This is a genomic window from Enterobacter soli ATCC BAA-2102 (assembly GCF_001654845.1).
In the GTDB taxonomy this organism is placed as follows: Bacteria; Pseudomonadota; Gammaproteobacteria; order Enterobacterales; family Enterobacteriaceae; genus Enterobacter; species Enterobacter soli.
Genome location: NZ_LXES01000051.1, coordinates 222,749 through 247,347, shown reverse-complemented (window position 1 = coordinate 247,347; position 24,599 = coordinate 222,749). Strand labels below are relative to the sequence as shown.

The 24,599-nt window shown below is 51.4% G+C and carries 20 protein-coding genes; 5 read left to right on the top strand and 15 right to left on the bottom strand.

Annotated features, from left to right (window positions below):
• Positions 1 to 101 precede the first annotated feature (101 nt).
• Complete coding sequence (locus tag M987_RS21830) at positions 102 to 2,291, top strand: sensor domain-containing phosphodiesterase (RefSeq protein ID WP_014071233.1); 2,190 nt, start codon at positions 102 to 104, stop codon at positions 2,289 to 2,291.
• A 44-nt stretch (positions 2,292 to 2,335) separates the two neighbouring features.
• Here M987_RS21830 and M987_RS21825 read toward each other — a convergent pair whose 3' ends face one another.
• Positions 2,336 to 3,523 (bottom strand): NupC/NupG family nucleoside CNT transporter, encoded by a 1,188-nt coding sequence (locus M987_RS21825; RefSeq protein WP_014071232.1) that lies wholly within the window; start codon positions 3,521 to 3,523, stop codon positions 2,336 to 2,338.
• Positions 3,524 to 3,873: 350 nt separating this feature from the next.
• Here M987_RS21825 and M987_RS21820 point away from each other — a divergent pair, with 350 nt between their 5' ends.
• Positions 3,874 to 5,112, top strand: a complete 1,239-nt coding sequence (locus M987_RS21820) for an Nramp family divalent metal transporter (protein WP_014071231.1) — start codon at positions 3,874 to 3,876, stop codon at positions 5,110 to 5,112.
• A gap of 34 nt (positions 5,113 to 5,146) precedes the next feature.
• Here the strand turns inward: M987_RS21820 and ypeC are convergent, their stop codons facing one another.
• Complete coding sequence (gene ypeC, locus M987_RS21815; RefSeq protein ID WP_014071230.1) at positions 5,147 to 5,482, bottom strand: DUF2502 domain-containing protein YpeC; 336 nt, start codon at positions 5,480 to 5,482, stop codon at positions 5,147 to 5,149.
• 126 nt (positions 5,483 to 5,608) lie between these two features.
• Positions 5,609 to 6,607: an aldo/keto reductase gene (locus M987_RS21810; protein ID WP_014071229.1), complete on the bottom strand. Its 999-nt coding sequence runs from the start codon at positions 6,605 to 6,607 to the stop codon at positions 5,609 to 5,611.
• Positions 6,608 to 6,791: 184 nt separating this feature from the next.
• On the opposite strand from M987_RS21810, the gene ipdC reads away from it, so the two are divergent.
• Complete coding sequence (gene ipdC, locus M987_RS21805; protein ID WP_014071228.1) at positions 6,792 to 8,450, top strand: indolepyruvate decarboxylase; 1,659 nt, start codon at positions 6,792 to 6,794, stop codon at positions 8,448 to 8,450.
• On the opposite strand, the gene M987_RS21800 is transcribed toward ipdC, so the two are convergent.
• Positions 8,451 to 9,686 carry an ion channel protein gene (locus tag M987_RS21800; protein WP_014071227.1) on the bottom strand — a complete coding sequence of 412 codons (1,236 nt, stop codon included), beginning with the start codon at positions 9,684 to 9,686 and terminating at the stop codon, positions 8,451 to 8,453.
• 204 nt (positions 9,687 to 9,890) lie between these two features.
• Between M987_RS21800 and glk the strand changes: the two genes are divergently transcribed.
• A complete protein-coding gene (gene glk / locus M987_RS21795) occupies positions 9,891 to 10,856 on the top strand; it encodes a glucokinase (RefSeq protein ID WP_014071226.1) in 966 nt (321 codons plus the stop codon).
• 37 nt (positions 10,857 to 10,893) lie between these two features.
• On the opposite strand, the gene M987_RS21790 is transcribed toward glk, so the two are convergent.
• Together M987_RS21790 and M987_RS21785 are read right to left on the bottom strand one after the other, a co-directional pair.
• Positions 10,894 to 11,625: a LytR/AlgR family response regulator transcription factor gene (locus M987_RS21790; protein ID WP_014071225.1), complete on the bottom strand. Its 732-nt coding sequence runs from the start codon at positions 11,623 to 11,625 to the stop codon at positions 10,894 to 10,896.
• A 13-nt stretch (positions 11,626 to 11,638) separates the two neighbouring features.
• The gene (locus M987_RS21785) at positions 11,639 to 13,336 is read right to left on the bottom strand and encodes a sensor histidine kinase (RefSeq protein WP_014071224.1); all 1,698 of its coding nucleotides are present in this window, start codon (positions 13,334 to 13,336) and stop codon (positions 11,639 to 11,641) included.
• A gap of 386 nt (positions 13,337 to 13,722) precedes the next feature.
• On the opposite strand from M987_RS21785, the gene alaC reads away from it, so the two are divergent.
• A complete protein-coding gene (gene alaC, locus M987_RS21780; protein ID WP_014071223.1) occupies positions 13,723 to 14,946 on the top strand; it encodes an alanine transaminase in 1,224 nt (407 codons plus the stop codon).
• A 67-nt stretch (positions 14,947 to 15,013) separates the two neighbouring features.
• On the opposite strand, the gene ypdK is transcribed toward alaC, so the two are convergent.
• From ypdK to M987_RS21735, 9 genes are all read right to left on the bottom strand, one after another.
• Positions 15,014 to 15,085: a membrane protein YpdK gene (gene ypdK / locus M987_RS24780; RefSeq protein WP_099458937.1), complete on the bottom strand. Its 72-nt coding sequence runs from the start codon at positions 15,083 to 15,085 to the stop codon at positions 15,014 to 15,016.
• Between the two features lie 340 nt (positions 15,086 to 15,425).
• Positions 15,426 to 16,346 carry a kdo(2)-lipid IV(A) palmitoleoyltransferase gene (lpxP, locus tag M987_RS21770; protein WP_088201875.1) on the bottom strand — a complete coding sequence of 307 codons (921 nt, stop codon included), beginning with the start codon at positions 16,344 to 16,346 and terminating at the stop codon, positions 15,426 to 15,428.
• A gap of 306 nt (positions 16,347 to 16,652) precedes the next feature.
• Complete coding sequence (locus tag M987_RS21765) at positions 16,653 to 17,129, bottom strand: WbuC family cupin fold metalloprotein (protein ID WP_014071221.1); 477 nt, start codon at positions 17,127 to 17,129, stop codon at positions 16,653 to 16,655.
• A gap of 699 nt (positions 17,130 to 17,828) precedes the next feature.
• Positions 17,829 to 19,499: a hypothetical protein gene (locus M987_RS21760; RefSeq protein WP_014071220.1), complete on the bottom strand. Its 1,671-nt coding sequence runs from the start codon at positions 19,497 to 19,499 to the stop codon at positions 17,829 to 17,831.
• Between the two features lie 323 nt (positions 19,500 to 19,822).
• Positions 19,823 to 20,095 (bottom strand): Ogr/Delta-like zinc finger protein, encoded by a 273-nt coding sequence (locus tag M987_RS21755; RefSeq protein ID WP_014071219.1) that lies wholly within the window; start codon positions 20,093 to 20,095, stop codon positions 19,823 to 19,825.
• Positions 20,095 to 20,856 carry a phage polarity suppression protein gene (locus M987_RS21750; RefSeq protein WP_014071218.1) on the bottom strand — a complete coding sequence of 254 codons (762 nt, stop codon included), beginning with the start codon at positions 20,854 to 20,856 and terminating at the stop codon, positions 20,095 to 20,097. Before M987_RS21750 ends, M987_RS21755 begins: the two co-directional genes overlap by 1 nt.
• A gap of 400 nt (positions 20,857 to 21,256) precedes the next feature.
• Positions 21,257 to 23,929 (bottom strand): TOPRIM and DUF927 domain-containing protein, encoded by a 2,673-nt coding sequence (locus M987_RS21745; RefSeq protein WP_014071217.1) that lies wholly within the window; start codon positions 23,927 to 23,929, stop codon positions 21,257 to 21,259.
• Positions 23,926 to 24,315 (bottom strand): DUF5375 family protein, encoded by a 390-nt coding sequence (locus M987_RS21740; RefSeq protein ID WP_014071216.1) that lies wholly within the window; start codon positions 24,313 to 24,315, stop codon positions 23,926 to 23,928. The genes M987_RS21745 and M987_RS21740 overlap by 4 nt, the downstream gene beginning before the upstream one ends.
• Positions 24,312 to 24,596 (bottom strand): hypothetical protein, encoded by a 285-nt coding sequence (locus M987_RS21735; protein WP_014071215.1) that lies wholly within the window; start codon positions 24,594 to 24,596, stop codon positions 24,312 to 24,314. Before M987_RS21735 ends, M987_RS21740 begins: the two co-directional genes overlap by 4 nt.
• Between the last annotated feature and the right edge of the window lie 3 nt (positions 24,597 to 24,599).

Genomic DNA, 24,599 nt, shown 5'->3' with positions numbered 1-24,599 from the left:
GAAAACGGTCTATTTATAGACTTGATCTTGCTTCGCGCAATTAATAAACCTATTATCCGTCCGGTCAATGAATAATAGCGGGAAATAGTTTATTCACCTTAATGAAAAGTAAAAATGTCAATAATGTAAAGATATTTATGATTGCGTTACTGCTTTGTCTGATTGCGGTTCCGTTTTCTCGTTATATCTCACCGCGAGCAATAGTTAACGGTCATGATGTTTATTTGGCATGGTTACCATTAAGTGTGATGCTGGCCGTTATTTTATTGTTTGGTCGCCGCGCAATTATTCCCATCCTGTTAAGTTTTACTGCTGCTAATATTTACAATATTAATTTAGCACCGCTACAACATTTAGTTTTGCTGTTTTGTCAGACTTTCTCTGTCTTTGCCGCTTGTGGCGTGATCCGTCTGGTGCTGGGCAAGCGCTGGCGCCACAGTGTGCCCAATAAGTACATCGGCATACGTATATTCTGGCTCGGTTTTATGGTGCCGATAGGCATTAAGCTATCGATGTATCTGGCGGGCTATTTATTTGATTTCCCGGTGACTATCTCTACATTCTTCGGCGAAGGCACTGCAATTTATAACGTTGTTGATATTCAGAGCCTGATATGTGCCGCGCTCATATTTACAATGATGTTTTACTACCCCTTAAGAATGATAATTAGTCCCCGGTATGCCAGAGCATTCTGGCGACAGAGTCTTAAACCATTACTTTTAAATAAACAACCTATTTATATAGTAATCTGGCTAATGGTTTTGGTGTTTATTGTTGCAGTTTTGTGCGCTCCACTGGAGTCACCGATAATTGCGGGTTATTTAATGCCCATCATATTTATCCTCTTTACGCTTGGGATCAGCCGCCTGAGCTACGCGCTTATCTCGCTGCTGTGGGCGACGTCGGCACTGTTACTGCTGACGTACAATTATAACTTTCTCAACGGTGTGGAATCGGGATACTCCCTCTCCTTTATCCTGTCGGTACTGATCTCTTTCGCTATTTGTTTGCTCTATATGTCGAGAATTTACCGACGCAGTGAATGGATGAAACGAGGCTGGCAGAAGAGGGCATTAACCGATCCGCTGACCGGTCTGCCCAACATTCGTGCGCTTGAGGATTATCTGCATCTTCATCCTGATGCGAAGATCTGCTGCCTGCGGATGGACAACCTCGAGTTCCTGAGCCGCCACTACGGCATTCTCATGCGCGTGCATTGCAAGCGCATGATTACGGCCTCCCTCCGGCCGCTGATGCAGAAAGATGAACAACTGTTCCAGTTACCCGGCAGTGAACTGGTTCTGGTTATGCTGGGGCCGGGAACGGCTGAGCGCTTACAGCATATGGTTGATCAGCTGAACAGCCGTAAAATCTTCTGGAACAACACCGGGCTGGATATTGAGTTTGGCGCATCCTGGGGTGAGATTGAAAACGGTGAAAATCTCCATCACACCCTGGGACAGCTGAGCTGGCTTTCTGAACAGTCCTGTGCAACGCATAATGTGCTGGCACTGACCAACAGCCTTGAAACCGTTTCAGGGCAAACCACCGACAGAGTGCTGATGTTAGGGCGTATTAAACGTGCGCTCGACGCGGGCGGTATCCGTTTGTACGCCCAGCCGATCCAGAATGCTGCCGGAAAGGGCTATCACGAGATCCTGACCCGGCTCGAGAGCGATGGCGAAATCATTACGCCTGACCGTTTTATACCGCTGATTGCCCAGTTCAACCTGAGCCATCGGTTCGATTTGAGCGTGGTAGAGAACTTACTGGCATGGCTGCGTGATAACCCGGTATCGCATGACGAAACCCGGTTTTCCGTTAACCTTATGCCGTTGACGCTGATGCAAAAAGAGGTCGCGAACGAGATTATCACGCTTTTCGAACACTATCGGGTTCCGCCTCATGCTGTTGTGATTGAGATAACCGAAGAGCAGGCATTCTCGAATTCAGGAACCAGCATCAAGAACATTCAGCAACTAAGGGATTATGGTTTCCGTATTGCCATTGATGACTTTGGCACAGGGTATGCCAATTACGAACGCCTCAAGCGCCTTCAGGCCGATATCATCAAGATTGATGGCTGTTTTGTAAAAGACATCTGTAGCGACAGCATGGACGCGATGATTGTGCAGTCAATTTGCAATCTGGCGAAAACGAAGTCGTTGTGTGTGGTTGCTGAATTTGTTGAAACGCCGGAACAGCGCGAGATGTTGCTCCGCTTTGGCGTGGACTATTTGCAGGGATACCTGCTGGGTAAACCTGTGCCGCTTAGCGAATTACAGGCATAAAAAAACCGGGAGCACAGGCCCCCGGCTTTGTTTTTGGTCTGGATTTACAGTACCAGTGCTGCGATAGAAGCAGACAGTACGCTCACCAGGGTAGAACCGTAAACCAGTTTCAAACCGAAGCGAGAAACCACGTTACCTTGCTCTTCGTTCAGGCCTTTAATCGCGCCCGCGATGATGCCGATTGAAGAGAAGTTGGCGAAGGAGACCAGGAACACAGAGATAATGCCTTCTGCGCGCGGAGAGAGCGTGCCGGCAATTTTCTGCAGATCCATCATCGCAACGAATTCGTTGGAAACCAGTTTGGTGGCCATGATGCTACCAACCTGCAACGCTTCGCTTGCCGGAACACCCATTACCCATGCAACCGGATAGAAGATGTAGCCCAGGATGCCCTGGAAGGAAATACCCAGGACCGCAGCGAACAGTGCGTTCAGTGCAGAAATCAGCGCGATAAAGCCGATCAGCATTGCCGCAACGATAATCGCAACTTTGAAACCTGCCAGAATGTATTCGCCCAACATTTCGAAGAAGCTCTGACCTTCATGCAGATTTGCCATCTGCAGGTTCTCTTCGCCTTCTTCAACACGGTATGGGTTGATCAGGGACAGCACGATAAAGGTGCTGAACATGTTCAGAACCAGAGCAGCAACAACGTATTTTGGTTCCAGCATTGTCATGTACGCGCCCACGATAGACATGGAAACGGTAGACATCGCCGTGGCTGCCATGGTGTACATACGGTTGCGGGACATTTTGCCCAGAATGTCTTTATACGCGATGAAGTTCTCAGACTGACCCAGGATCAGGGAACTTACTGCGTTGAAGGATTCCAGTTTGCCCATGCCGTTGACTTTAGACAGCACAGTACCGATTGCGCGGATAACGACAGGCAGAACACGGATGTGTTGCAGGATACCAATCAGCGCAGAGATGAAGACGATAGGGCACAGCACTTTCAGGAAGAAGAATGCCAGGCCTTCGTCGTTCATTTTACCAAAGACAAAGTTAGTCCCTTCGTTGGCAAATCCGAGCAGTTTTTCGAACATTTCGGAGAAGCCTTTCACGAAGCCAAGCCCCACGTTGGAGTTCAGGAAGAACCACGCGAGTAAAACTTCAATAACGAGAAGCTGAACAACATAGCGGATGCGGATTTTTTTGCGATCATGGCTGACCAACAACGCAAGCGCAGTAACGACAACGAGTGCCAGGACAAAGTGAAGGACGCGGTCCATATTTGCTCCAAATTTGAGGCAGGTTTAATTTCCGTGCACATTCTATGTAACAAGCGTAAAGAAAACGAGATCAAAGCCACACTATAGTCACATCCTGTGACGAGTCTCAAAAATAGTGATCAACAAGACATTTTTGTTATGTTAGGTAAATGAGTGAAAAGTTAAGTTTGTGTGCTACGCTTCACAAAAGACTGCGCGATTTCACATTCTGTGAGGCCGCACCAGCGAACCTGCCCATCTATCGTTCAAAGCTATCAGAGAAATCACACAAAACGTTTTAAATGATCTTGATAATCATTCTCATTTTGTTAGCATTAAACATAGCAAAGGCTATATTTCCAGAGGCAGAAATGACAAACAGTCGCGTAGAGGGTAGCAGTGGCAGAGCAGCGCGCAAGTTGCGGTTCGCATTAATGGGACCTGCGTTCATTGCTGCCATTGGCTATATCGATCCGGGTAATTTTGCGACCAATATTCAGGCCGGGGCGAGCTTCGGCTATAAGCTGCTATGGGTTGTCGTCTGGGCAAACCTGATGGCAATGCTGATTCAGATGCTCTCCGCGAAGCTTGGGATTGCCACGGGTAAAAATCTGGCAGAACAGATCCGCGACCATTATCCACGCCCGGCCGTCTGGCTTTACTGGGTCCAGGCCGAAATCATTGCGATGGCAACGGATCTGGCTGAATTTATCGGGGCGGCTATCGGGTTTAAACTGATACTCGGCGTTTCTCTGTTACAGGGTGCGGTGCTGACCGGGATTGCCACTTTCCTTATTCTGATGTTGCAGCGTCGTGGGCAAAAGCCGCTCGAAAAAGTGATTGGCGGCCTGCTGCTGTTTGTGGCTGCGGCTTATATTGTGGAGTTAATTTTCTCACAGCCTGATCTTGCACAGCTGAGTAAAGGGATGGTTATCCCAAGCCTGCCAACCTCTGAAGCGGTATTCCTGGCTGCGGGTGTTCTGGGTGCCACTATTATGCCGCACGTGATTTACCTGCACTCTTCATTAACGCAGCACCTGCACGGCGGGACACGCCAGCAGCGTTATTCTGCGACCAAATGGGATGTCGGTATCGCGATGACAATTGCCGGGTTTGTGAATCTGGCGATGATGGCAACCGCCGCCGCCGCGTTTCATTTTAACGGGCACACGGGGATTGCCGATCTTGATGAGGCGTATCTGACACTGGAACCTTTGCTGAGCCATGCCGCCGCCACCGTATTTGGGTTGAGCCTGGTTGCTGCTGGCCTGTCTTCGACCGTGGTCGGCACCCTGGCAGGGCAGGTGGTCATGCAGGGATTCGTGCGCTTTCACATCCCGCTGTGGGTGCGCCGTTCCGTCACCATGCTGCCATCCTTTATCGTGATCCTGATGGGGCTTGATCCAACGCGTATTCTGGTCATGAGCCAGGTACTGCTGAGCTTTGGTATTGCACTGGCGCTGGTTCCGCTGCTGATCTTTACCAGCAACAAATCTTTAATGGGCGATCTGGTTAATACCACGCTGGTGAAACGCACTGGCTGGGCCATTGTGGTTGTGGTGGTGGCGCTCAACCTGTGGTTGTTGATTGGGACAATCCTGGGGTTATAGAAATACGAAAGGAGCCAAAAGGCTCCTTTCTGTTTTAGTGGTGGTGACCATGGCCGTGGCCACGTCCCCAACCTCCGCGACGATCGTCGCGGTCGTCCCATCCTTCGCGATAGCCGCGCTCGTAGGCTTTTCGGTTATCCCAGCCACGATGGCGACCATTATCATGTTTCCACCAGCGATCTCTACGCCATTCATAATGGCGATGCCAGTAATCACGGTCGCGCCAGCCGCCACCGTCCCAGTAGTTACCATAATTATCGCGATCGCCAATTTGTAATTTTACTGATGGCAACAGGGTGATTTCGCCCGCATTTGCAACCAGCGGTGCCGCAGCCATTAAAACCGCAGCCAGAATCAGTGACCTGAACATACTCTTCTCCTTCACGATCGGGGCCGTCGTGCGGCCTGTTAACGCAATATTACGGGGCGGTAAAGCCACGTTTCATCGCCTCAACTCCTAAATCACAAGTGAGAGCACGTTTTGCTAAAAATGGTTTTAATTTGACCGGTTCAGAATATCGTCGATAGCGGCCAGCTCTTGTGCGGAGAACTGGCGATTCTCAAGCATCCCGACCGCATCATCAATTTGCGACGTTTTACTCGCGCCAATCAGTACGGACGTTACCGCATCGTGGCGCAATACCCACGCCAGAGCCATTTGCGACAGCTTCTGGCCGCGGCTTTCCGCCAGTGCGTTCAGCGCGACAACCTTTAACCGTTTTTCTTCGGTTAACTGGTCAGGGTTAAGGAACTGGCTGCCGCTGGCTGCGCGTGAGTCCTGCGGAATACCATGCAGGTAGCGGTTAGTCAACTGCCCACCCGCCAGCGGCGAGAAGGGAATACACCCGACACCTTTCTCTTTCAGGACGTCCAGCAATCCCGCTTCCGGCGCGCGCTCAAACATGGAGTATTTAGGCTGGTGGATAACACAAGGCGTGCCGAGATCGTTAAGAATATCAATCGCTTTACGCGCCAGTTCCGCTGGATAGTTGGATAACCCAACGTACAGGGCTTTCCCCTGACGTACCACGTGGTCAAGCGCTTTCATGGTCTCCTGAAGTGGCGTTTCAGGATCAGGGCGGTGGTGATAGAAGATATCGACGTATTCAAGCCCCATACGCATAAGGCTTTGATCCAGACTTGAGATCAGATATTTGCGTGAGCCCCAGTCACCGTAAGGGCCATCCCACATGGTGTAGCCCGCTTTGGTGGAAATAATTAACTCGTCACGCCAGGGAAGAAAATCTTCCTGCAAAATACGCCCGAAATTGCGCTCGGCTGAGCCAGGAGGGGGGCCGTAGTTGTTGGCAAGATCAAAATGGGTGATGCCCAAATCGAAAGCCCGCTGTAAAAGTTGACGGCTGTTTTCAATGAGCGTGGTATCACCAAAGTTATGCCAAAGCCCCAAAGAGATGGCCGGTAACTTAAGCCCTGTCTGGCCGCAACGGCGGTACTGCATTGTCTGATAACGATTTTTGTCAGGCTGATAACCCATTCTCGTGACCCCTGGCGCTGAAAAGAAAAACGAGTGTATACGTTTACACTCGCATGAAGAAAAAGAGCATAACGCAGCCTTTTTTGTAAAGCATTCTTTCCATGCCCATCTTATTGCCAATTCTGGACAGCCATCACGCTTCTTTAATACTCAAAGTGAGGTCAACATAAGAAGGATACCTGTCATGCGTACCCCATACTGCGTCGCCGATTACCTGCTGGACCGTCTAACAGATTGTGGAGCCGATCATCTGTTTGGCGTGCCAGGCGACTATAATTTGCAGTTTCTCGACCAAGTGATAGACAGCCCGGATATCTGTTGGGTGGGCTGTGCAAATGAGCTGAATGCATCTTACGCCGCCGACGGCTATGCCCGATGTAAGGGCTTTGCCGCGCTACTGACGACGTTTGGCGTCGGTGAGTTAAGTGCCATGAATGGCATTGCTGGCAGCTTTGCCGAGTATGTTCCGGTGTTGCACATTGTCGGTGCGCCGGGCATGGCTTCTCAGCAACGAGGCGAGCTGTTACACCACACTCTGGGTGATGGAGATTTCCGCCATTTTTACCATATGAGTGAACCTGTCACTGTCGCCCAGGCGATCCTTACCGAACAAAATGCCTGCTATGAAATAGACCGGGTCCTCACCACCATGCTGCGTGAGCGCCGTCCTGGCTATCTGATGTTGCCCGCCGATGTGGCAAAAAAAGCAGCCACCCCGCCTGTAACCGCTCTCACTTATAAGCCTGCTCATGCGGATAATGGCTGCCTGAAAGCATTTCGTGAGGCTGCCCAGAACCGGATCGCCAGCAGCAAACGAACGGCTCTGTTGGCCGATTTTCTGGTCCTGCGCCACGGGCTTAAGCACGCACTGCAGAAGTGGGTGAAAGAGGTACCGATGGCTCACGCAACCATGCTGATGGGCAAGGGGATTTTTGATGAGCGTCAGCCGGGCTTTTACGGTACTTACAGCGGGTCGGCAAGTGCTGATGCCGCGAAAGAAGCGATTGAAGGCGCGGATACAGTCCTGTGCATCGGCACGCGTTTTACCGATACGCTGACCGCCGGTTTTACCCATCAGCTAACTCCGGCGCAAACCATTGAAGTTCAGCCTCATGCATCCCGCGTGGGCGATATCTGGTTTACCGGTATCCCGATGATCCAGGCGATAGAAACGCTGGCCGAGCTTTGCAAGCAGCACATTACCGGGCCGGTTGCGCCTGCTACGCATCATGCATTTTCACCGGCGGCTCAGGACAGTGAACTGACGCAGGAAAGTTTCTGGAGCACCCTGCAAACCTTTATCCGTCCCGGTGACATCATCCTGGCTGACCAGGGGACCTCTGCTTTTGGTGCATTTGCGCTGCGCTTACCATCAGATGTGAATTTCATCGTTCAGCCGCTGTGGGGATCGATTGGATACACACTAGCAGCCGCGTTTGGCGCTCAGACGGCGTGCCCTCAGCGCCGCGTGATTGTGCTTACGGGCGATGGTGCCGCACAGCTGACCATCCAGGAGATGGGCTCTATGCTGCGCGATAAACAGCGGCCGATAATCCTGGTGCTGAACAACGAAGGTTATACGGTGGAAAGGGCGATCCACGGACCAGAGCAACGGTACAACGATATTGCCCTGTGGAACTGGACGCAAATCCCGCAGGCGCTCAGCCTGAATCCACAGGCCGAGTGCTGGAGAGTGAGCGAGGTCGAACAACTGGCGGATGTACTGGAAAAAGTGGCGCACCACGAGCGGCTTTCGCTGATTGAGGTCATGCTACCGAAGGCAGATATCCCGCCGCTGCTCGGTGCCATCACCAAAGCCCTGGAGGCGCGCAACAGAGCCTGATTATTTGTCGTTTCGCCAGGCCATCATCATCGGTTTGCCCGCCAGCAGGAGCCAGGCGGGCAACATCACGATACATAACAGCGGGATAAGCGTGGCGTCCGGTACCACCACGGCGGCCATAAACAGGCTGAGCCACGCATCGCGCGTCACGACCAGAACCAGCCCCAGAATAGAACAGGAAACAGTAATCGCCGCTGGGACGGCATCCACATGCTCGTGCAGCATCAGCCCCAGCGCCACGCCAATAAACACCGCCGGGAAGATTCGCCCGCCGCGAAAACCACACGCCGCTGCCACAACCAGCGCGGCCAGTTTCACCAGTGCAAACAGCAGATAATCTGACACGCTAAACACCTGGCTGAAGGCCAACTGCTGCATCTCATCCAGACCTTTAAATAGCGTTACCGGCCCGCCGATAGCGCCCAAAATGCCAAGGATTAGACCGCCGACCCCCAGCATCAGCACCGGGTGTTTAAGCTTATGCATCAGGCGGTGCAGGCGCGGAAGGCACCATACCGCGACCATCCCCAGCGCAATCGCGATGGCAACCACGATGGCACCACTGAAAATATCGGCAATCTGCATTTGCCCGTAATGGGGTAACGAGAGCGAAAAATGTGGGTGGAAAAAAAGGCTGGTGGTCAGCGCGCCTGCGGCAGCGGCCATCAGCGGGGCAAAGAGTCTGTCCCAGAGAGGCACATCGTTATTGCCACTGAGCGTCTGAGAGAAAATCAGTGCAGCAGCAACAGGCGTACCAAACAATGCGCCAATCGTGCCTGCTGATGCCAGAATCGTCCAGTCCAGCACGCCAACGCGGGGAAGGATACGTGAACCCAGAAACACCGCCAGGGCGATATTCACCGCCATAATGGGATGTTCTGGCCCCAGGCTAACGCCACCCGCAAGGCCAATAATCAGTGCAAGGAGCAGCCCCGGTAACGCTGATGGGCTGACGGGTGCGCTAATTAACGGCTCCAGAGCCGGATCGGGCCCCGCATGACCCGGGCTAAACCGAATCACCAGACCTACCGCAATACCGGTGAGCGTCAGCATCACCACTATCCACATGGGTGAATCGAAGCTGATCCCCAATTTTGCCGGAATAGCAGTCCATAACATCGTTTGCAGCACCGACGCAACCTTCATCACGACGATGAGCACAAGGCTTGAGGCAATACCAATGATGAGCGCCGGGATAGCCAATAGCAGCATGGTTCTGGCTCGCGGGTGGAGCATGATGATTTCCTTGTACAAAACGTATGGTGTTACTTTGCACAATCAACTTTGTAGCATTAGTGCAAAAGATGCTGAAACGGTAAAGTGATTCTGTGACGAAGATCGATAATCCTGGGGCAGTTGCCTTCAGGTCGTTGTTGTTATCCAGCCTTGAATTTACAGTGTCCCAAAGATTTATTCTGACTTTAGCGGAGCAGTAGAAGAATGACAAAGTATGCTTTAGTAGGTGACGTGGGTGGGACTAACGCACGTCTTGCCCTCTGCGATGTAAACACCGGTGAGATTTCTCAGGCGAAGACCTATTCAGGGCTGGATTATCCAAGCCTTGAGGCCGTGGTTCGCGTCTATCTTGATGAGCATAAGATAAGTGTTGAGGACGGTTGTATTGCTATTGCCTGCCCGATTACCGGCGACTGGGTAGCCATGACCAACCATACCTGGGCATTCTCTATCGCAGAAATGAAAAAAAACCTCGGTTTTTCGCATCTTGAAATCATTAATGACTTTACTGCGGTGTCGATGGCGATCCCGATGTTAAAGCCAGAACACCTGATTCAGTTTGGTGGCACCGCCCCAGTCGAAGGCAAACCGATTGCCGTTTATGGCGCAGGCACCGGTCTGGGGGTGTCACATCTGGTGCACGTTGATAAACGCTGGGTCAGCCTGCCGGGCGAGGGTGGCCACGTTGATTTTGCGCCAAACAGCGAAGAAGAGGGAATTATTCTCGAAGAGTTGCGTGCAGAGATTGGCCATGTGTCCGCTGAGCGTGTGCTTTCCGGTCCGGGGCTGGTGAATCTCTATCGCGCGATTGTGAAGTCTGACGGTCGTCTGCCTGAAAACCTGCAACCGAAAGACGTCACCGAACGCGCGCTGGCAGACACCTGCATCGACTGTCGTCGTGCGCTGTCGCTGTTCTGCGTCATCATGGGGCGTTTTGGCGGCAACCTGGCGCTGAACCTCAGCACCTTCGGCGGCGTGTTTATCGCAGGCGGCATCGTGCCTCGTTTCCTTGATTTCTTTAAAGCCTCTGGTTTCCGTGGTGGATTTGAGGATAAAGGTCGTTTCAGAAGCTACGTTCAGGACATTCCGGTGTACCTGATTGTGCACGATAACCCGGGCCTGCTGGGCTCTGGTGCGCACTTGCGTCAGGTTCTCGGCCAGGTGCTGTAAATCGTGTTCCCCTCTCCGATGGGAGAGGGGACAGTCCTTACAGGTGCATGAGCTGGCGAAATTCTTTCACTTTGCTGCGGCTTACCGGCACCTGAAAATCGAGATCTTTCAGACGCAAAATATAGGTGTTGTTAAACCAGGGTTCGATCTCACGAATCTTATTTAAATTCACGCAAAACGAACGGTGGCAGCGGAAAAAGTGCGCAGCCGGCAGTTTGCTGCAAAACTCGGTGATGTTCATCGCCATCACGTACGATTCGCGTCGGGTATAGACAAACGTCATCTTCTCATGCGCTTCGGCATAGTAGATATCGTCTATCGGCGTCACAATTATCCGCTCATCCTTGACCAGATTAATGGTGTCATTTTCACGCGTTGCCGGGCTTGTGTTCACGGGCACCGCCTGTTGCTGCCATGCCGCTTCCAGCTTTTGCAACATGCTCACAATACGTGACTCCTGGTAAGGTTTGAGAATGTAGTCAAACGCTTCCAGTTCAAAGGCTTCTACCGCGTGCTCTTTCCAGGCGGTAACAAACACAATAAACGGTTTATGGGCGAACTGATTGATGTTCTGCGCCAGCAACACGCCGTCAAGCGAAGGGATATTGATATCCAGAAAAATCGCGTCGACCCGGTTGTGCTGCAAAAATTTCAGCACGTCGAGGCCATCTTCAAAGGTGCCCACGATCTCCATCTGACTGTGGGTTTTAATCAGCCAGCTCAGCTCTTGTTGAGCCAGAAATTCATCTTCTACGATGATGACTTTCATGCGTTACTCCTGCCTACGGCAACAGGGATGTCGGCGCATGAACGGGTGAGCGTTCATTCGGGACGTAAAAAGCGATTTCAGTGCCTGGCTCAAGACGGTGAATGTGCAGCCCATCGCCATACAGCAGTTTGACGCGGTGGTGCACGTTCAGTAACCCAATCTTATTGCCGGGCATTTCGTTGGACTCAACGCGCTCAATCACCTTGGGATCAATGCCGTGGCCGGTATCACGCACGGAGATGCGGACGCGGTTTCCGCTCTCTGCTACGCTGATGGTCACCACACCTTTGCCTTTACACGGCTGAATACCGTGAACAATGGCGTTTTCGACTAACGGCTGGATCAGCAGGCTTGGGATCACACAGTTAACCTCTTCATCGATATCGTAGATAACCGTCAGCTTGTCGCCAAAGCGCGCCTGCTCAATGGCGATGTAATCTTTAATCTGATACAGCTCTTTTTTGATGTCGATCTGCTCATCGTCCTTCAGCTCGATGTTGTAGCGCAGATAGCGTGACAGATTGAAAATCAGCTGGCGTGCGGTGTCTGGATTCAGGCGGATGGACGAGGAGATAGCGTTCAACGCGTTAAACAGGAAATGGGGATTAATTTTACTTTGCAGTGCGCGCAGCTCTGCCTTATTTGCCATTTCGCGCAGTTGCTCGGCGCGGGAGACTTCAAGCTGGGTCGAAATGATTTGCGACAGGCCGATAGCCATCTCCTGAAGCGAGGACGTTATCTGGTGCGCATGGCAGTAGTAAATTTTCAGCGTGCCAGTCACCACGCCCTTCTCCCACAGGGGGATCACCAGCATAGAGTGAATTTCAGGGGTTCTGTAGGCTTCATCATTGTTTTTAATGATGATTTTCCCGTAATTAATCGCCTGTCGGGTGGTGGGGCTAACGGTGTCATCGTTGTCGCGATAGTTGTGCTCACCCACACCCACGTAGGCCAGCACGTGATCGATATTCGTGATCGCGACGGCATCGGCGTGAATATCGCGGCGGATAATATCGCAGACCTGGCGCAATGACTCGGCATTCACATGACGGAACAACGGCAGCGTTTTGTTGGCAATATCGAGCGCCAGCTTGGCCTGACGCGCCGCGCTGGCCTCTTTCTCACCCTCGACACTCTGTACCAGCAGCACGATAAAGCCGATGCAGACGCTACCCAGAATCATCGGAATACCGATTTTCGAGACAATATCCAGCCCCAGATCCGTGGTAGGCGCCCAGGCTACCACCAGGATCATGGTCAGCGTTTCACACGCCATACCGGCGATGATCCCCGCGCGCCAGTGCTGCTTTTTCGGGATTTTACGGTTGATACAACCGGAAAGCACCCCGGCGATAATACTGGTGATAAAGCAAGGAATCGCAGTCACGCCGCCAATATCAATCAGGTAACGATGTGTCCCTGCGATAAGGCCTGTGATAATTCCCACCCACGGGCCAAATAAGATCCCGCCGGACATAACGGCGATGATGCGCACGTTAACCAGCGAGCCTTCAACCGGGACGCCAGACCAGGTGCTGAACAGGGCGAACATCGAGAAGATGGCCGTGACGGCCAGCAGCTCTTTGGGCGAGTGAGCGGATTTATGTAAAAGCTCGCGGAACAGGCGAATACGGATCAGGAAAAACAGGCAGATCAGCATTAATGCCGCGCGGTCAAAAACCGCCAGGAGCATATCGAATATTTCGTGCACGGGTGAACCTGGGAAATCGGGAAAAAACTATGATAAAAAACCTGGCACCTAATGACCAGCTATCCATCTGCTTTATCAAATGGGGAAAAACCATAATTTACAAAGGGGATTGATAAAGGATTCCTGAATCGTGCCGGGTTTATCGCCTGTGGCAGGTTGAAGGTAACATATTTGATATCATTGTGTTAAATAACAGGTATTAAAAATGCGTATTTAGACTTTGCTGTTCCGCTTTTACACGCAGCAGCATTCCCGTTTTAGCGCGAAATCTTTTTTTTATTTTCCCTCTCGACAGCACGTTTTTTTTCAGGTTATTTTCTAAGCACGCCACATACGTGGCAGCGTCGCTCGGACGGTCCGGGCGCTAACGTGAATCTGAGGAACTTATGGCTGACTCCAGTCCTGAACGCCGTTTTACGCGTATCGATCGTTTACCCCCTTATGTTTTCAATATCACTGCTGAACTGAAAATGGCTGCGCGTCGGCGCGGCGAAGACATTATCGATTTCAGCATGGGTAACCCTGACGGCCCTACACCACCGCATATTGTCGAAAAATTATGTACGGTTGCCCAGCGTCCTGATACGCATGGCTACTCGACTTCCCGCGGTATTCCTCGTTTACGTCGTGCGATCTCCCGTTGGTATCAGGATCGCTATCAGGTCGATATCGATCCTGAAAGCGAAGCCATTGTGACCATCGGGTCGAAAGAGGGGCTGGCGCACCTGATGCTGGCAACCCTGGATCACGGTGATACCGTTCTGGTGCCAAACCCGAGCTATCCCATTCATATTTACGGGGCCGTGATTGCCGGTGCGCAGGTTCGCTCTGTGCCGCTGGTGGAAGGCGTAGACTTTTTCAACGAACTTGAACGTGCTATCCGCGAAAGCTATCCAAAACCGAAGATGATGATCCTCGGTTTCCCGTCAAACCCAACGGCGCAGTGCGTTGAACTCGACTTCTTTGAGAAAGTGGTCGCCCTGGCAAAACGTTACGACGTGCTGGTGGTTCACGATTTAGCCTATGCCGATATTGTGTATGACGGCTGGAAAGCACCTTCAATTATGCAGGTGCCTGGTGCGCGCGATGTAGCAGTCGAATTCTTCACTCTTTCCAAAAGCTACAATATGGCTGGCTGGCGTATTGGCTTTATGGTCGGCAACAAAACGCTGGTGAATGCCCTGGCACGAATTAAGAGCTACCACGACTACGGTACTTTTACCCCGTTGCAGGTGGCGGCAATTGCCGCGCTGGAAGGCGACCAGCAGTGTGTGAAAGACATTGCTGCGCAGTATAAACGCCGCCGAGATGTGCTGGTCAAAGGGCTGCATGAGGCGGGCTGGATGGTAGAAATGCCGAAGGCGTCAATGTATGTCTGGGCAAAAATCCCTGAGCCGTATGCGGCGATGGGGTCGCTGGAGTTTGCCAAAAAGATGCTGCACGACGCGAAAGTCTGTGTCTCCCCGGGCGTTGGCTTTGGTGAGTATGGCGATACCCACGTACGGTTTGCGCTGATCGAAAACAGCGATCGTATTCGCCAGGCGGTGAGAGGGATTAAGAGCATGTTCCGTGCTGATGGGCTTCTTACATCGAAGAGCGGCAGCGAGTAAGCCAGCTTGTGATGACATAAAAAAACAGGAGCCAATGGCTCCTGTTTTTTTGACTGCATTCACTTTGCTAGATCATGAGAGCAAAGGTTCCGGCCCAGACTAAAACAATCACCGAAATGCCCATAAAGAAATATTTCACGTTTCATCGCTCCGCGTATCTTATGGTACGCATTGAAAAACAGAGTCCACCTGATGTTAGAGAACTGAAATTGAGCCGCTCACAAAGCCGCTAACTTCAGCTCAGAATTCTGTGCTTTCCTGTTGCCAGACGGCGCTAATGTACGCCTAAATATGGGGGGTGACAAGAGAGATTTTTTTAAATAATTTCCGATACTTACGAGTGTCGTGGAACGGCGACAGTTTGATTTCAATACGCAATAAATTCCCGTTGAGCGACGTAGGAAAAAAACAGTTACTCAGCGTAATTACAGGTGATTGAAAAGGTTAGTTTCTTAGCGAAACTAACCTTTAAAAAGGGCTTAGATATAGAGCGAGGATTCGCCAAGCGGGCGGGTTTTAAAGCGGCGGTGCATCCACAGATATTGCTCTGGTGCACGCATGATCTCTTTTTCGATCACTTTGTTGATAAACACAGCGGCTTCGCATTCGTTTTCCGGGTAGTTAGCCATTTCCGGGGAAATGTGCAGACGATAGCCTGACTTATCCGCTTTTCTCACCATTGTTACGGTCAACATGGCTGAGCCTGACAGACGCGAAATCACGAATGTACCATTGGTGGTCGCAACGTTTTTAACCGCAAAGAATGGGGCAAAGCTGCTGCCTTTACGTCCGTAATCCTGATCCGGGGCAAACCAGACGGCTTCGCCTTTTTTCAGCGCGCCTACCATACCACGCAGGTTATTACGGCTGATCATCGCTTTATTGGAACGCATACGGCCACGCGTTTGTACCCACTCCATCAGCGCGTTGTTGTGCGGACGGTAGGTTGCCATCATTGGCTGGCAAAGACCCATGACACGGCCACCCAGTTCCAGTGACATAAAGTGTACACCTACCACCATCACGCCACGGTTCTGCGCCTGTGCGCGTTTCAGATTATCCAGACCTTCAACGTCAAACCATTTTCGCACTCGCTCATCAGGCCAGAACCAGGCCATACCGGTTTCGAGCAGCGCCATACCAATAGATTTGAAGTTTTCGGAAATGAGTTTATCGCGTTCGTGCTCATTGTACTGAGGGAAGCAAAGCTCAATATTTTTGCGGGCGATAGATTCACGACGCTTAAGGAAGTGACGCGATGCGCTGCCCAGTTTCGAACCCAGTAAACGAAGTACAGGATAAGGAAGTTGAATCAACAGCCAGAGGACGCCAAGACCAAACCAGGTAAACCAGTAACGCGGGTGTAAAAACGCGCGTTCGAATTTGGATTGAGACAAGATAGTAAAACCTATGTGAAGCCAGTAAAGGTAGCGCAGACATCGCGATACGTCGTGCCGATAAGACCATATATTGAGGTGATGGTTGCAGGCTTTACCGAACTTTACGGCGTCACCTGTCCACTGCCGATGTTGGCTGGCGGCGTAATGTAGCACCCTTATACGATCTGTGCTATTGATCGTTTTTGATTAAAAAAGCGGCAACTCTGGGCGTGCTTGATTTGGCTGGGCATAGGGCGCATTTTTTGTTCAAAAGATAGCCCACAGTAAAAACTTTCAGATTCATGCGGGCTATTTCTTACTACTGGATTATTGGTTAAACGCGCGCGTACCGGGTTGCACGTGTTTATACCAGTCCATCAGTTCTGCGGTCCCGGTTTCGCCTTCTGCGGGTGCCCAGGCGGCGAAATCCTCAGCGGCAACGGGCTGATAGCCACCGTGTTTAACTTCAAAGATCACCCCGCCATTATCCAGCGATAGCACTGCGTGCCAGGTGCCGGCTTCCATCTCAAGCGCCATGCACTCTTCGCCCAACACCACGCGACGCGTAACGTTTCCGTTGTCGTCAAAATTCAACACCACAAAACGCCCACTGAGTGGGATGAGCAGCTCAAACGTATGCGGGTGACGATGAGGGCGCACATAAGTGCCTGGCTCCATCGCAATGGCCAGACGCTGTACGGGGTCGCTCAGCTCCGGATGAAAATTGCGGTGGGCACGTAAGCGGGGGGAGTTTGCAGCCGCTTCACTTTGTTGCTTCAGATCGCTGACGGTAATTTGTTTCATGTAAGTCGCCTGAGGTGAGTTCAGTAACGGTTTCTGGAAAGTGCTGAAGAGTGTAAGTGAATGTGCGGATCTGCGGAAAGTACTTTGATGGGTATTAGGTTTTTAGAGGGAAGTTAAAGTGTCCCTGCAGGAATCGAAAATGTATCTATGGATATGTTTTATAAAGGTAATTTAAGTGGTGATTTTATCGATACCATCATGGATACCATCAAGAGATAAAAACATCTCATTAAGGCCATAGAGATCGGCCTATTCCGTCAGTTTCAATAATGAATAGATGGATGAAAAAACGACGGGGCAGGGGACTGGCAAATCTGCGAAAAGGCTGAAAAATGCGCAAAAAAAGTTATCACACCCCACGCATTATACAATGCTACTCGCAAACCAGCGCCAGCTCTGTAAGTTAGGGGTATATCACCTAAAGTATTTTTTTCACTTTCTGTATACCGGAATGACTTTAAATCGCTCACCGTCCAGCGCTATAACTGGGTTTAACGGTGTATACCATCTTCTCCTGTGATAAGACGTATTCCTATACATAAGACTGTTTTTTGACACGCTTATTGGATGTTTGTTCGTAATGAACTGTTCCTAAGGAAAAGCGTGCGAGGAATTGAATAATTGGTTGGGGGAAGATGTTATTGAAATTAAAATGTAAATATTAGATTGATTTAAGGGCCTAAAATAAAGGCCCATAATTTATTTTTTACTAAACATTAAGCCTGTGGCAGTTCGTTCGTAGTTTTCTAATTTTTCTTTCCTACTTTTGAAACTGGTTTTTATGTCTTTGAGTGTTGGCAAACCTAGATTCCCTAGTGCCACACTAGCTACAGCTAGTTCTGGCTTGTTGATTAATGCTGAAGCAATGCCAAACGCACCGTTGACTATAAAGGGGGCTACTTCCATTCCCAATATTCTTAACTTTTCTTTTTTTATTTTCTCAATGAATCGTTGATGTTGGATAAATGCTCTGTCAACATTATCGATTACCCTCTGTGATGAGGCGTTATAATCATTAGGTGATGAGTTGATCACTTCTGAAATGCCACTTGATAAGATGTCTCTTACTTCTGGCATTAATCCATTACGCCTAATTTTTAAAATGTTACTTAAAGGGATATCTCCTAGCCAGGAGAATCCACCCTGCATTCCCTTAGACAATGCATTGACCATATGTAACTCTTTTAATGAGTCATTATCAACGTTAAAATCAAGAGATTCGTATTCCATTAACCATGTATAGTAGATCCATGACGTTTCAGCATTGATATAAGGAGTACTTTGAAACTCTTGAGCATTTAACCTGGCTGCAAGAGCTTGGGGCATGCGGCCAGTACAAGTGAACATTACCTCCATTCCTGGACAACCTTCGAGAATTGGTGATTTTAAACGCTCAGGGTCTGCCAGATGTCGTTCTAACTGTGCTCGTCCACCAACTCCCCAATCAATATCAAAGATTAAACGGTCTGGTCGTTTAAGTTCCTTAAAAACCTTATCAATATCTGTAAGTGATTTACTAAATTCATATAAATTATCTATGCTCTCAAATTTCCGGTCATATAAATATTGGGCATGTGAAAGAATGAAAGGTGTGGAGCGTTCATGTAGATATTCATTACCATCATTGCTGAAGTCACGTTTATCCGGAAGCACTAACACTATTGCGGGCTGAATATCTTCAAGGGCTAAATCACGGTATGTCATGCATGTTAAAACGTGTTTTAATAATAAAAAACAAAAATGTTCTTTATTGGTAACTCCGTGTAGCCTGCCTACCCTTAAAATGGGACAAGGTAATATCATTGTGTCAATGTACAAACCTGTGCTGGATACAGCATTTTCTTTGTATGAAGGGAAAAGGTCCCCCGCGAAATTTGCTTTTAATTGGTCGCCGTCTTGTAGGTGAATTTCACCAATCTCATATGCTGCATCCCAGAACTCTTTGATGTGAGACATCAAGTCCGGAAATATTTGATCCAAGTGTTCAACAAATGCTTTATCTTTAGAAATAACACTTGCTACTTGGTAGGGTTCTGCATTGTGTTTTATTAAGTCAGTGTAAAATTGCTGGAAGTTACCAAATAGAATCCGGAAGTAGGTTTCTTGAAAATCAATGATGTTGTATTTTTTTTTAATTTCGTCACGTTCAAAAAAGTGATTAACAGCTGCTCCCATCGCTCTAATGCGGCCATCAACAGTGGCAGGATCAACTTTACCATCCGGTCTCAATCTGATTTTGTTAAAGCTTTCTTTGAACCCATCGATAAGATGGCCTGCTATTTTTAGTTTTCCTGCCTCAAGTTGACTTTTTATTAAGAAAACTCGATCTGTCAGACTTGAGATATAATCCTCATCGAAACCATTGTCCATAAACAGCCTTCTGAAATTTGAATTAATCTGAACTCACAGTATGAACTAATACTGTCGCCCACTCCATGACAAAAACTACTACTTTACCCTGCTTTGCGCACAGCCCCGCCCGCCTGCCCGCTTCGCTTAACAGAATGGTTTTCATGCACCCCGAAAATCGTCTCAGGAGCCGCCACACAAGGGCTTTCGCGTCAAAAATGATGCATGAGACTCATGCGTTTTCATGCGCCATAGACATGCACTCATGCGCTCTCAGGCCAGCCAGGGAAAAGGCGTAAAAAATCCCGGTACTGGACCGGGATTCTGTTGGCGTTTTTTGCTAATCAGACAGGGATTTGCTGACGGCTTGACAGCTTTGACGCGGAGCCATAGCGATTAAGCGTTTTCTTTTGCTTTTCAGACTGTTCCGGTTTATCTGATTCCTGTTCATTGCGCCGGGGCTTCATAATTATCGTATCCACACTTTCCAGTGCGGTAAACGTGCAGGAACATTCCAGATTCTGGCACTGATACCATGAGCGTTTAACCGACGGTGCTTCATAGGCAGTGGTTCTGGCATGTGCAACCGTGCCGCATTCCGGGCATTTCAGCGCCATCAGATACCCTCCATATCACGGTTACGTTTCTGCAGCTCTTCACGTTCCTGACGGATCTTCATTTTGTGAAGGGCCGCCGGTGACGGGCTTTTGCTTAAATCGACACGAGCCGCATAATCCGGCGCAACGCCCGCCAGTTTAAACACCGGATCCTGTTCCGGCATCGCATCGTTAGTAAGAGCCGGTTTGGTAATATGTTTGTGAATAAAGTCTTTCAGTACTGTGTTCGGGTCATTAACTGAATTCACCACACCCACAACGGCACTGGCTTCCCGACCCATAGTGGATTTGAGCAGGCTCAGTGTCTGGATTAGCGCCTTACCATGCGACTGCATAAAATCTTCCCAGATTTGTTTTGCGCGAATCCCCACAAGGGTGTCGTGCGCGTGGATATACTTTCCGGCTAATTCCGCTGTCTCCTGCGGCAAAAGTGCATTTTCGCATTCCTGAGCTGCCAGCAGCTCATCAAAATCCTCAAGCGTTTCTCGCCCCAGCGCAATTTCCGTGCGCAGTTTTTTCATTTCCTTTGAGACTACGCCCTGACTTTCACGAAACAGCGTGCGCCACTCCTCATCCAGCGCGTTCGTTGTGGCTTCCATTTCAGCGCGGCGCTGGCGGATTGTCGCAATATTATCCGCTGCCGCTTTCTGCTGACGACGTGCTTCAAGCCATGCGTTTCTGGCTGTATTCAGGGTTTCAAGTGCCCGCTGCGTGACAGCCGGAAAAGTGGAAAAGTTGTTATTCTCTGCGGTGTTGTTCATGACTTCTCCTGTCGGGTTGGTTCGTTACGTCAATTGTGTCGTGGCTGACACAAGCGCACTATCGGTGCTCAGTGTGTGGTGGCTGGCACAACGGGCGCTTGCGGTTATTCAAACGCGGCTATAACAGCCAGCCAGATAAAAACGCCTCTGTTTCAGTCTGCTTTATGTCCCTGATGCGGTGGAACAGGTGAAACATGTGTTACAGCATTGTTTTGTAAAGTATTTATATACACAGCACAGGTGGAACATCGCGGGTAACAAGGTGGAACAGCGGATCGGCTGGCGTTCCACCTGTTCCACCTCACTATTTCAGAAGGTGGAACAGGTTCAGCCCTTGTAAAATACGGTTGTTCCACCTGTTTCACCTGTTACCCTTAATAAATAAGACTCACGCAAAGCCTTAACCCGGAACCTCGCTGTTGAAGACATAGAGCCTGCGGGGATTCATCTCTGGCGGGCGAATGGTTGTCTGGAGCTTTCCGTCGGCAGAAGGCAGCAGATATCCACGATCCGCGCACAGACGCGCCACCTTGCGCGGGTCAAATCCCCGGCAGATTTCTTTCCAGCCGGACGGCATGACGTAGAATGTGGTGACGGCTTCCGTGCCCTGCGCGGTATTGCCTTTTTCCACCCTGCGCCAGCCCACCATATTGCCGGGGCGGTTTCGCTCGTCGTGCCAGTCAGCAAAGCGGCTGTACTGATTCGCGGTAAAGAAACTGCGTATCTGCTCCAGCGCGGCAATATCTTCCTGATTGGCGGTGTGTCCGCGATCTTTCAGCCATGCGTTCAGGCAGACTCGGGTTGCCCGTAGCGCTTCCCCCTCAGGCCAGCCGGTGATGCCGAGGCGGGTCGCCAGCTCGCCCGCCATCGCCACCAGTGCAAAGCGGTTGACGGCCCGGCCCACCTGATTGCCCGCATCTTTCGGGGTCAGGGCTGCGGTGTACTCTTTCATCATCGCCTTTGCCTGTGCCGTCAGCCCGTTAAGATCAGCGGTCAGGGCTTTCAGCCACTCCCGGAACGGTGAACCGTAGTAGCTGGATGTGGCCCACTCCAGATGCTCCGCCAGTGCCTTGCCGCTGTCGAAGCCGTGCAGCTCCTCAAATACGCCAAACTTCCCGGAATCGCTGGGGATCTGGATCATCCTGACTTCCATCCCGGCAAAGGTACGTTCACCGGCTTTTGCCGCATGTTCGGTCAGGGACAGCTCGCCGGTTGAAAAGAACAGCAGCCGCCACTGCTTCCGGGTGCGCAGCTCACCGTCCGTACCGGCACGGCCCTTGCCCTGACCGTTTGCCAGCATGTAGGCGATATTGCCCGCTTCGCGTCCGTCCACCTCCCGGATCTCGTCGAGCATCATGGCGGCATCGTTGCGGCGGCTGGCGCATCCCTCCAGCGCGTTGCCGGTTGCCCGCCACGTCTGCCAGTAGTCAGGCCCGCCGCAGACGGAGGTTGCCGCTTTCATGGTGGTGGTCTTACCGTCCGTCGATTCCCCCTTGAGGTGGTAGCCGCCGCCGTCCATACCAACCAGCCGTAACAGGGGTGCAGCAAAGGCCAGACTGACGGCAAACGCCACGCGGGAATTGCCGGTGCAGTAGCGGGATACGTGCTCCCGCCATTCCTCCGTTGTGCCCGACACACGGAAATCGCGCCCCTGCACGGAAGTGGTCTGGAGAATGACCCCCTCTGCACCTTCACCGCTGACCTCATCCTGCAGGACGTAAACCTGACCATGCCAGCCGGTGCGGCTGACGCAGGTCACGCGGCGTTCCGGTTTACACAGCGAGATATATTCCATCAGGCGGGCGCGGGCCTCGCCGGTGGTGCTGATATAGGAAAGCCCGTTAACCAGCAGTACCCGGCGCAGCTCCTCACCGCTGCCGCTCAGCATTTCCATTGGCATCGCCCAGCGGCGGCGCTCTCCCCACGTATCTTCCCACTCCAGCAGTCGCCCGAAGTTACCGCCATCGGCATCGCAGGTGATTGCCGTCACGCGCAGCGGGTTGCATATTTTGACGTTCTGGATCTCCGTCTCACCGTTGCGCTGTACCTGTTTTTCATACCACAGATATTCCTGGGTAAGACGGAATCCGTGCGGCAGCTGCGTGCGGCCTTCCCCACACAGCACCAGACCGTTACGAAAGGCTTCACGGGCACGGGTAATACCGTGCTCCCGATGGAAATCATTCCAGTCAGCCTTAATCTCTCCCGGTGGCAGCGTCATCCAGCCGCCAACGGCTTTTGCCGCCCGTTCAGCAAAGGATCTGCCGGGGTTTTCGCCCCCGTCCTGAAAATCGTTATCACCAGCGATGATAATTTTTACCTCAGGCCAGCGTGCCCGCAGCGACTGCGCCACGTTGGGCAGGTTGCCCGCAGATATGGCAGCCACTACGCATCCGGCGGTGAGCTGGCTTACCGTCAGCGCCGTGGCGTAACCTTCGGTAATCACCACCTGTACCGGCGGTTCAGGCGGTAACGGGCTGAGCGCCACAAACGCGCCTTTCATCGTGCTGCCGGGCAGTATGCTTTTTTCACCCGTCGGGGCGATAAGCTGCGCACCGGTCACGGCTCCGGCATTGGTTGTGAGCGGTAACAGCAGGGAACCGGCAGGAAAATCCTTACCGCTGATATGCTGCACGCTCCCGGTCAGGGAAGCCGGGTATCCGGCAAACCCTTTCCCGGTCAGATAGGGGCTTTCTCCCGTGTGGCTTTCTTTCATCAGCGCCGCCACGGTAAGGCTCATATCGCGTTTAGGGGCTTTTTGCCTGGCGGGCTTAACCGGCAGTTCCTGCACATCCGGCACATTAAGCACCTGCGCCACCTCTTGAGCGGCCTTTCTGACACCGTAACCGGTCATGAGCTTAACCAGATCCAGACCGTCACCGTTGCCGCACTGGCTGCAAATCCACGTCCCGCGCCCGTCAAGGTCATCGAGGCGGAAGCGGTCTTTGCCCCCACATTTCGGACAGGGACCGTGCCTGCCGTTTTCAGGTACATCAATACGCAGCATCTGCAGAATAACGGGCCATTTCCCTCGTGCTGCGGCTGAAATCTGCGTAACCGTCTGTGTTGTCATACTTCCCCCTGATACAGCGCCACACCCACACCCGTGCTGCAGAAGTCATCAAAGGCCGCCGGAAGCGTGCGGTACAGCTCCGCCATCACTTCACAGCCGCGCACGGTCAGTACCGGCGGCGCGGTGAGCAGTGACGGCTCCAGCATGTCAGTCAGCAGTGCCAGCGCGGCAGCGGCCCCCTGTGCTTCGCCGTACTCGTTAATCAGTGCGCACTCAATATGCAGGGCAATGGCCATTTCAATACGCTCAACCGTCAGGCTGTGCGGACCATACTGATCGCTGCCGGTTTCGTTCAGCGTTTTCTGCCGCCATGCCGATGCAATAGCCCGCCGGTAAAGCGCGGTAGTCATTTCTGCCGGGAAAATGGAAACCTGAGGCTGATTCATTTGACGCCTCCGTCAATCAGGGAGCAGTTGTGCGCAATATCCGTCAAATCTGACCGCAGGTACTCCATCAGCGCGGCGACACCCGGCGCACAGCCTGTATCGAGCGCTCCGACCTGAGACGGGTATTCAGAAAAGAGAAGCTGGAGCAGGTCACAGGCATTTCTTGCGCGGGTCAGCTTTCCGAAACCGTCCTCTGACAATCCATAGGCAAAAGCACCGGTATTGTGTTTTTCAGGCAAAGTGTGGCCCTGAGCACCGTTGTGCCCGTTTGAAATATTCATCGT

Coding starts and splice junctions, on each gene's coding strand:
- M987_RS21830 (WP_014071233.1), top strand. CDS start 102: ATGAAAAGTAAAAATGTCAATAATGTAAAGATATTTATGATTGCGTTA.
- M987_RS21825 (WP_014071232.1), bottom strand. CDS start 3,523: ATGGACCGCGTCCTTCACTTTGTCCTGGCACTCGTTGTCGTTACTGCG.
- M987_RS21820 (WP_014071231.1), top strand. CDS start 3,874: ATGACAAACAGTCGCGTAGAGGGTAGCAGTGGCAGAGCAGCGCGCAAG.
- ypeC (WP_014071230.1), bottom strand. CDS start 5,482: ATGTTCAGGTCACTGATTCTGGCTGCGGTTTTAATGGCTGCGGCACCG.
- M987_RS21810 (WP_014071229.1), bottom strand. CDS start 6,607: ATGGGTTATCAGCCTGACAAAAATCGTTATCAGACAATGCAGTACCGC.
- ipdC (WP_014071228.1), top strand. CDS start 6,792: ATGCGTACCCCATACTGCGTCGCCGATTACCTGCTGGACCGTCTAACA.
- M987_RS21800 (WP_014071227.1), bottom strand. CDS start 9,686: ATGCTCCACCCGCGAGCCAGAACCATGCTGCTATTGGCTATCCCGGCG.
- glk (WP_014071226.1), top strand. CDS start 9,891: ATGACAAAGTATGCTTTAGTAGGTGACGTGGGTGGGACTAACGCACGT.
- M987_RS21790 (WP_014071225.1), bottom strand. CDS start 11,625: ATGAAAGTCATCATCGTAGAAGATGAATTTCTGGCTCAACAAGAGCTG.
- alaC (WP_014071223.1), top strand. CDS start 13,723: ATGGCTGACTCCAGTCCTGAACGCCGTTTTACGCGTATCGATCGTTTA.
- M987_RS21765 (WP_014071221.1), bottom strand. CDS start 17,129: ATGAAACAAATTACCGTCAGCGATCTGAAGCAACAAAGTGAAGCGGCT.
- M987_RS21760 (WP_014071220.1), bottom strand. CDS start 19,499: ATGGACAATGGTTTCGATGAGGATTATATCTCAAGTCTGACAGATCGA.
- M987_RS21755 (WP_014071219.1), bottom strand. CDS start 20,095: ATGGCGCTGAAATGCCCGGAATGCGGCACGGTTGCACATGCCAGAACC.
- M987_RS21750 (WP_014071218.1), bottom strand. CDS start 20,856: ATGAACAACACCGCAGAGAATAACAACTTTTCCACTTTTCCGGCTGTC.
- M987_RS21745 (WP_014071217.1), bottom strand. CDS start 23,929: ATGACAACACAGACGGTTACGCAGATTTCAGCCGCAGCACGAGGGAAA.
- M987_RS21740 (WP_014071216.1), bottom strand. CDS start 24,315: ATGAATCAGCCTCAGGTTTCCATTTTCCCGGCAGAAATGACTACCGCG.
- M987_RS21735 (WP_014071215.1), bottom strand. CDS start 24,596: ATGAATATTTCAAACGGGCACAACGGTGCTCAGGGCCACACTTTGCCT.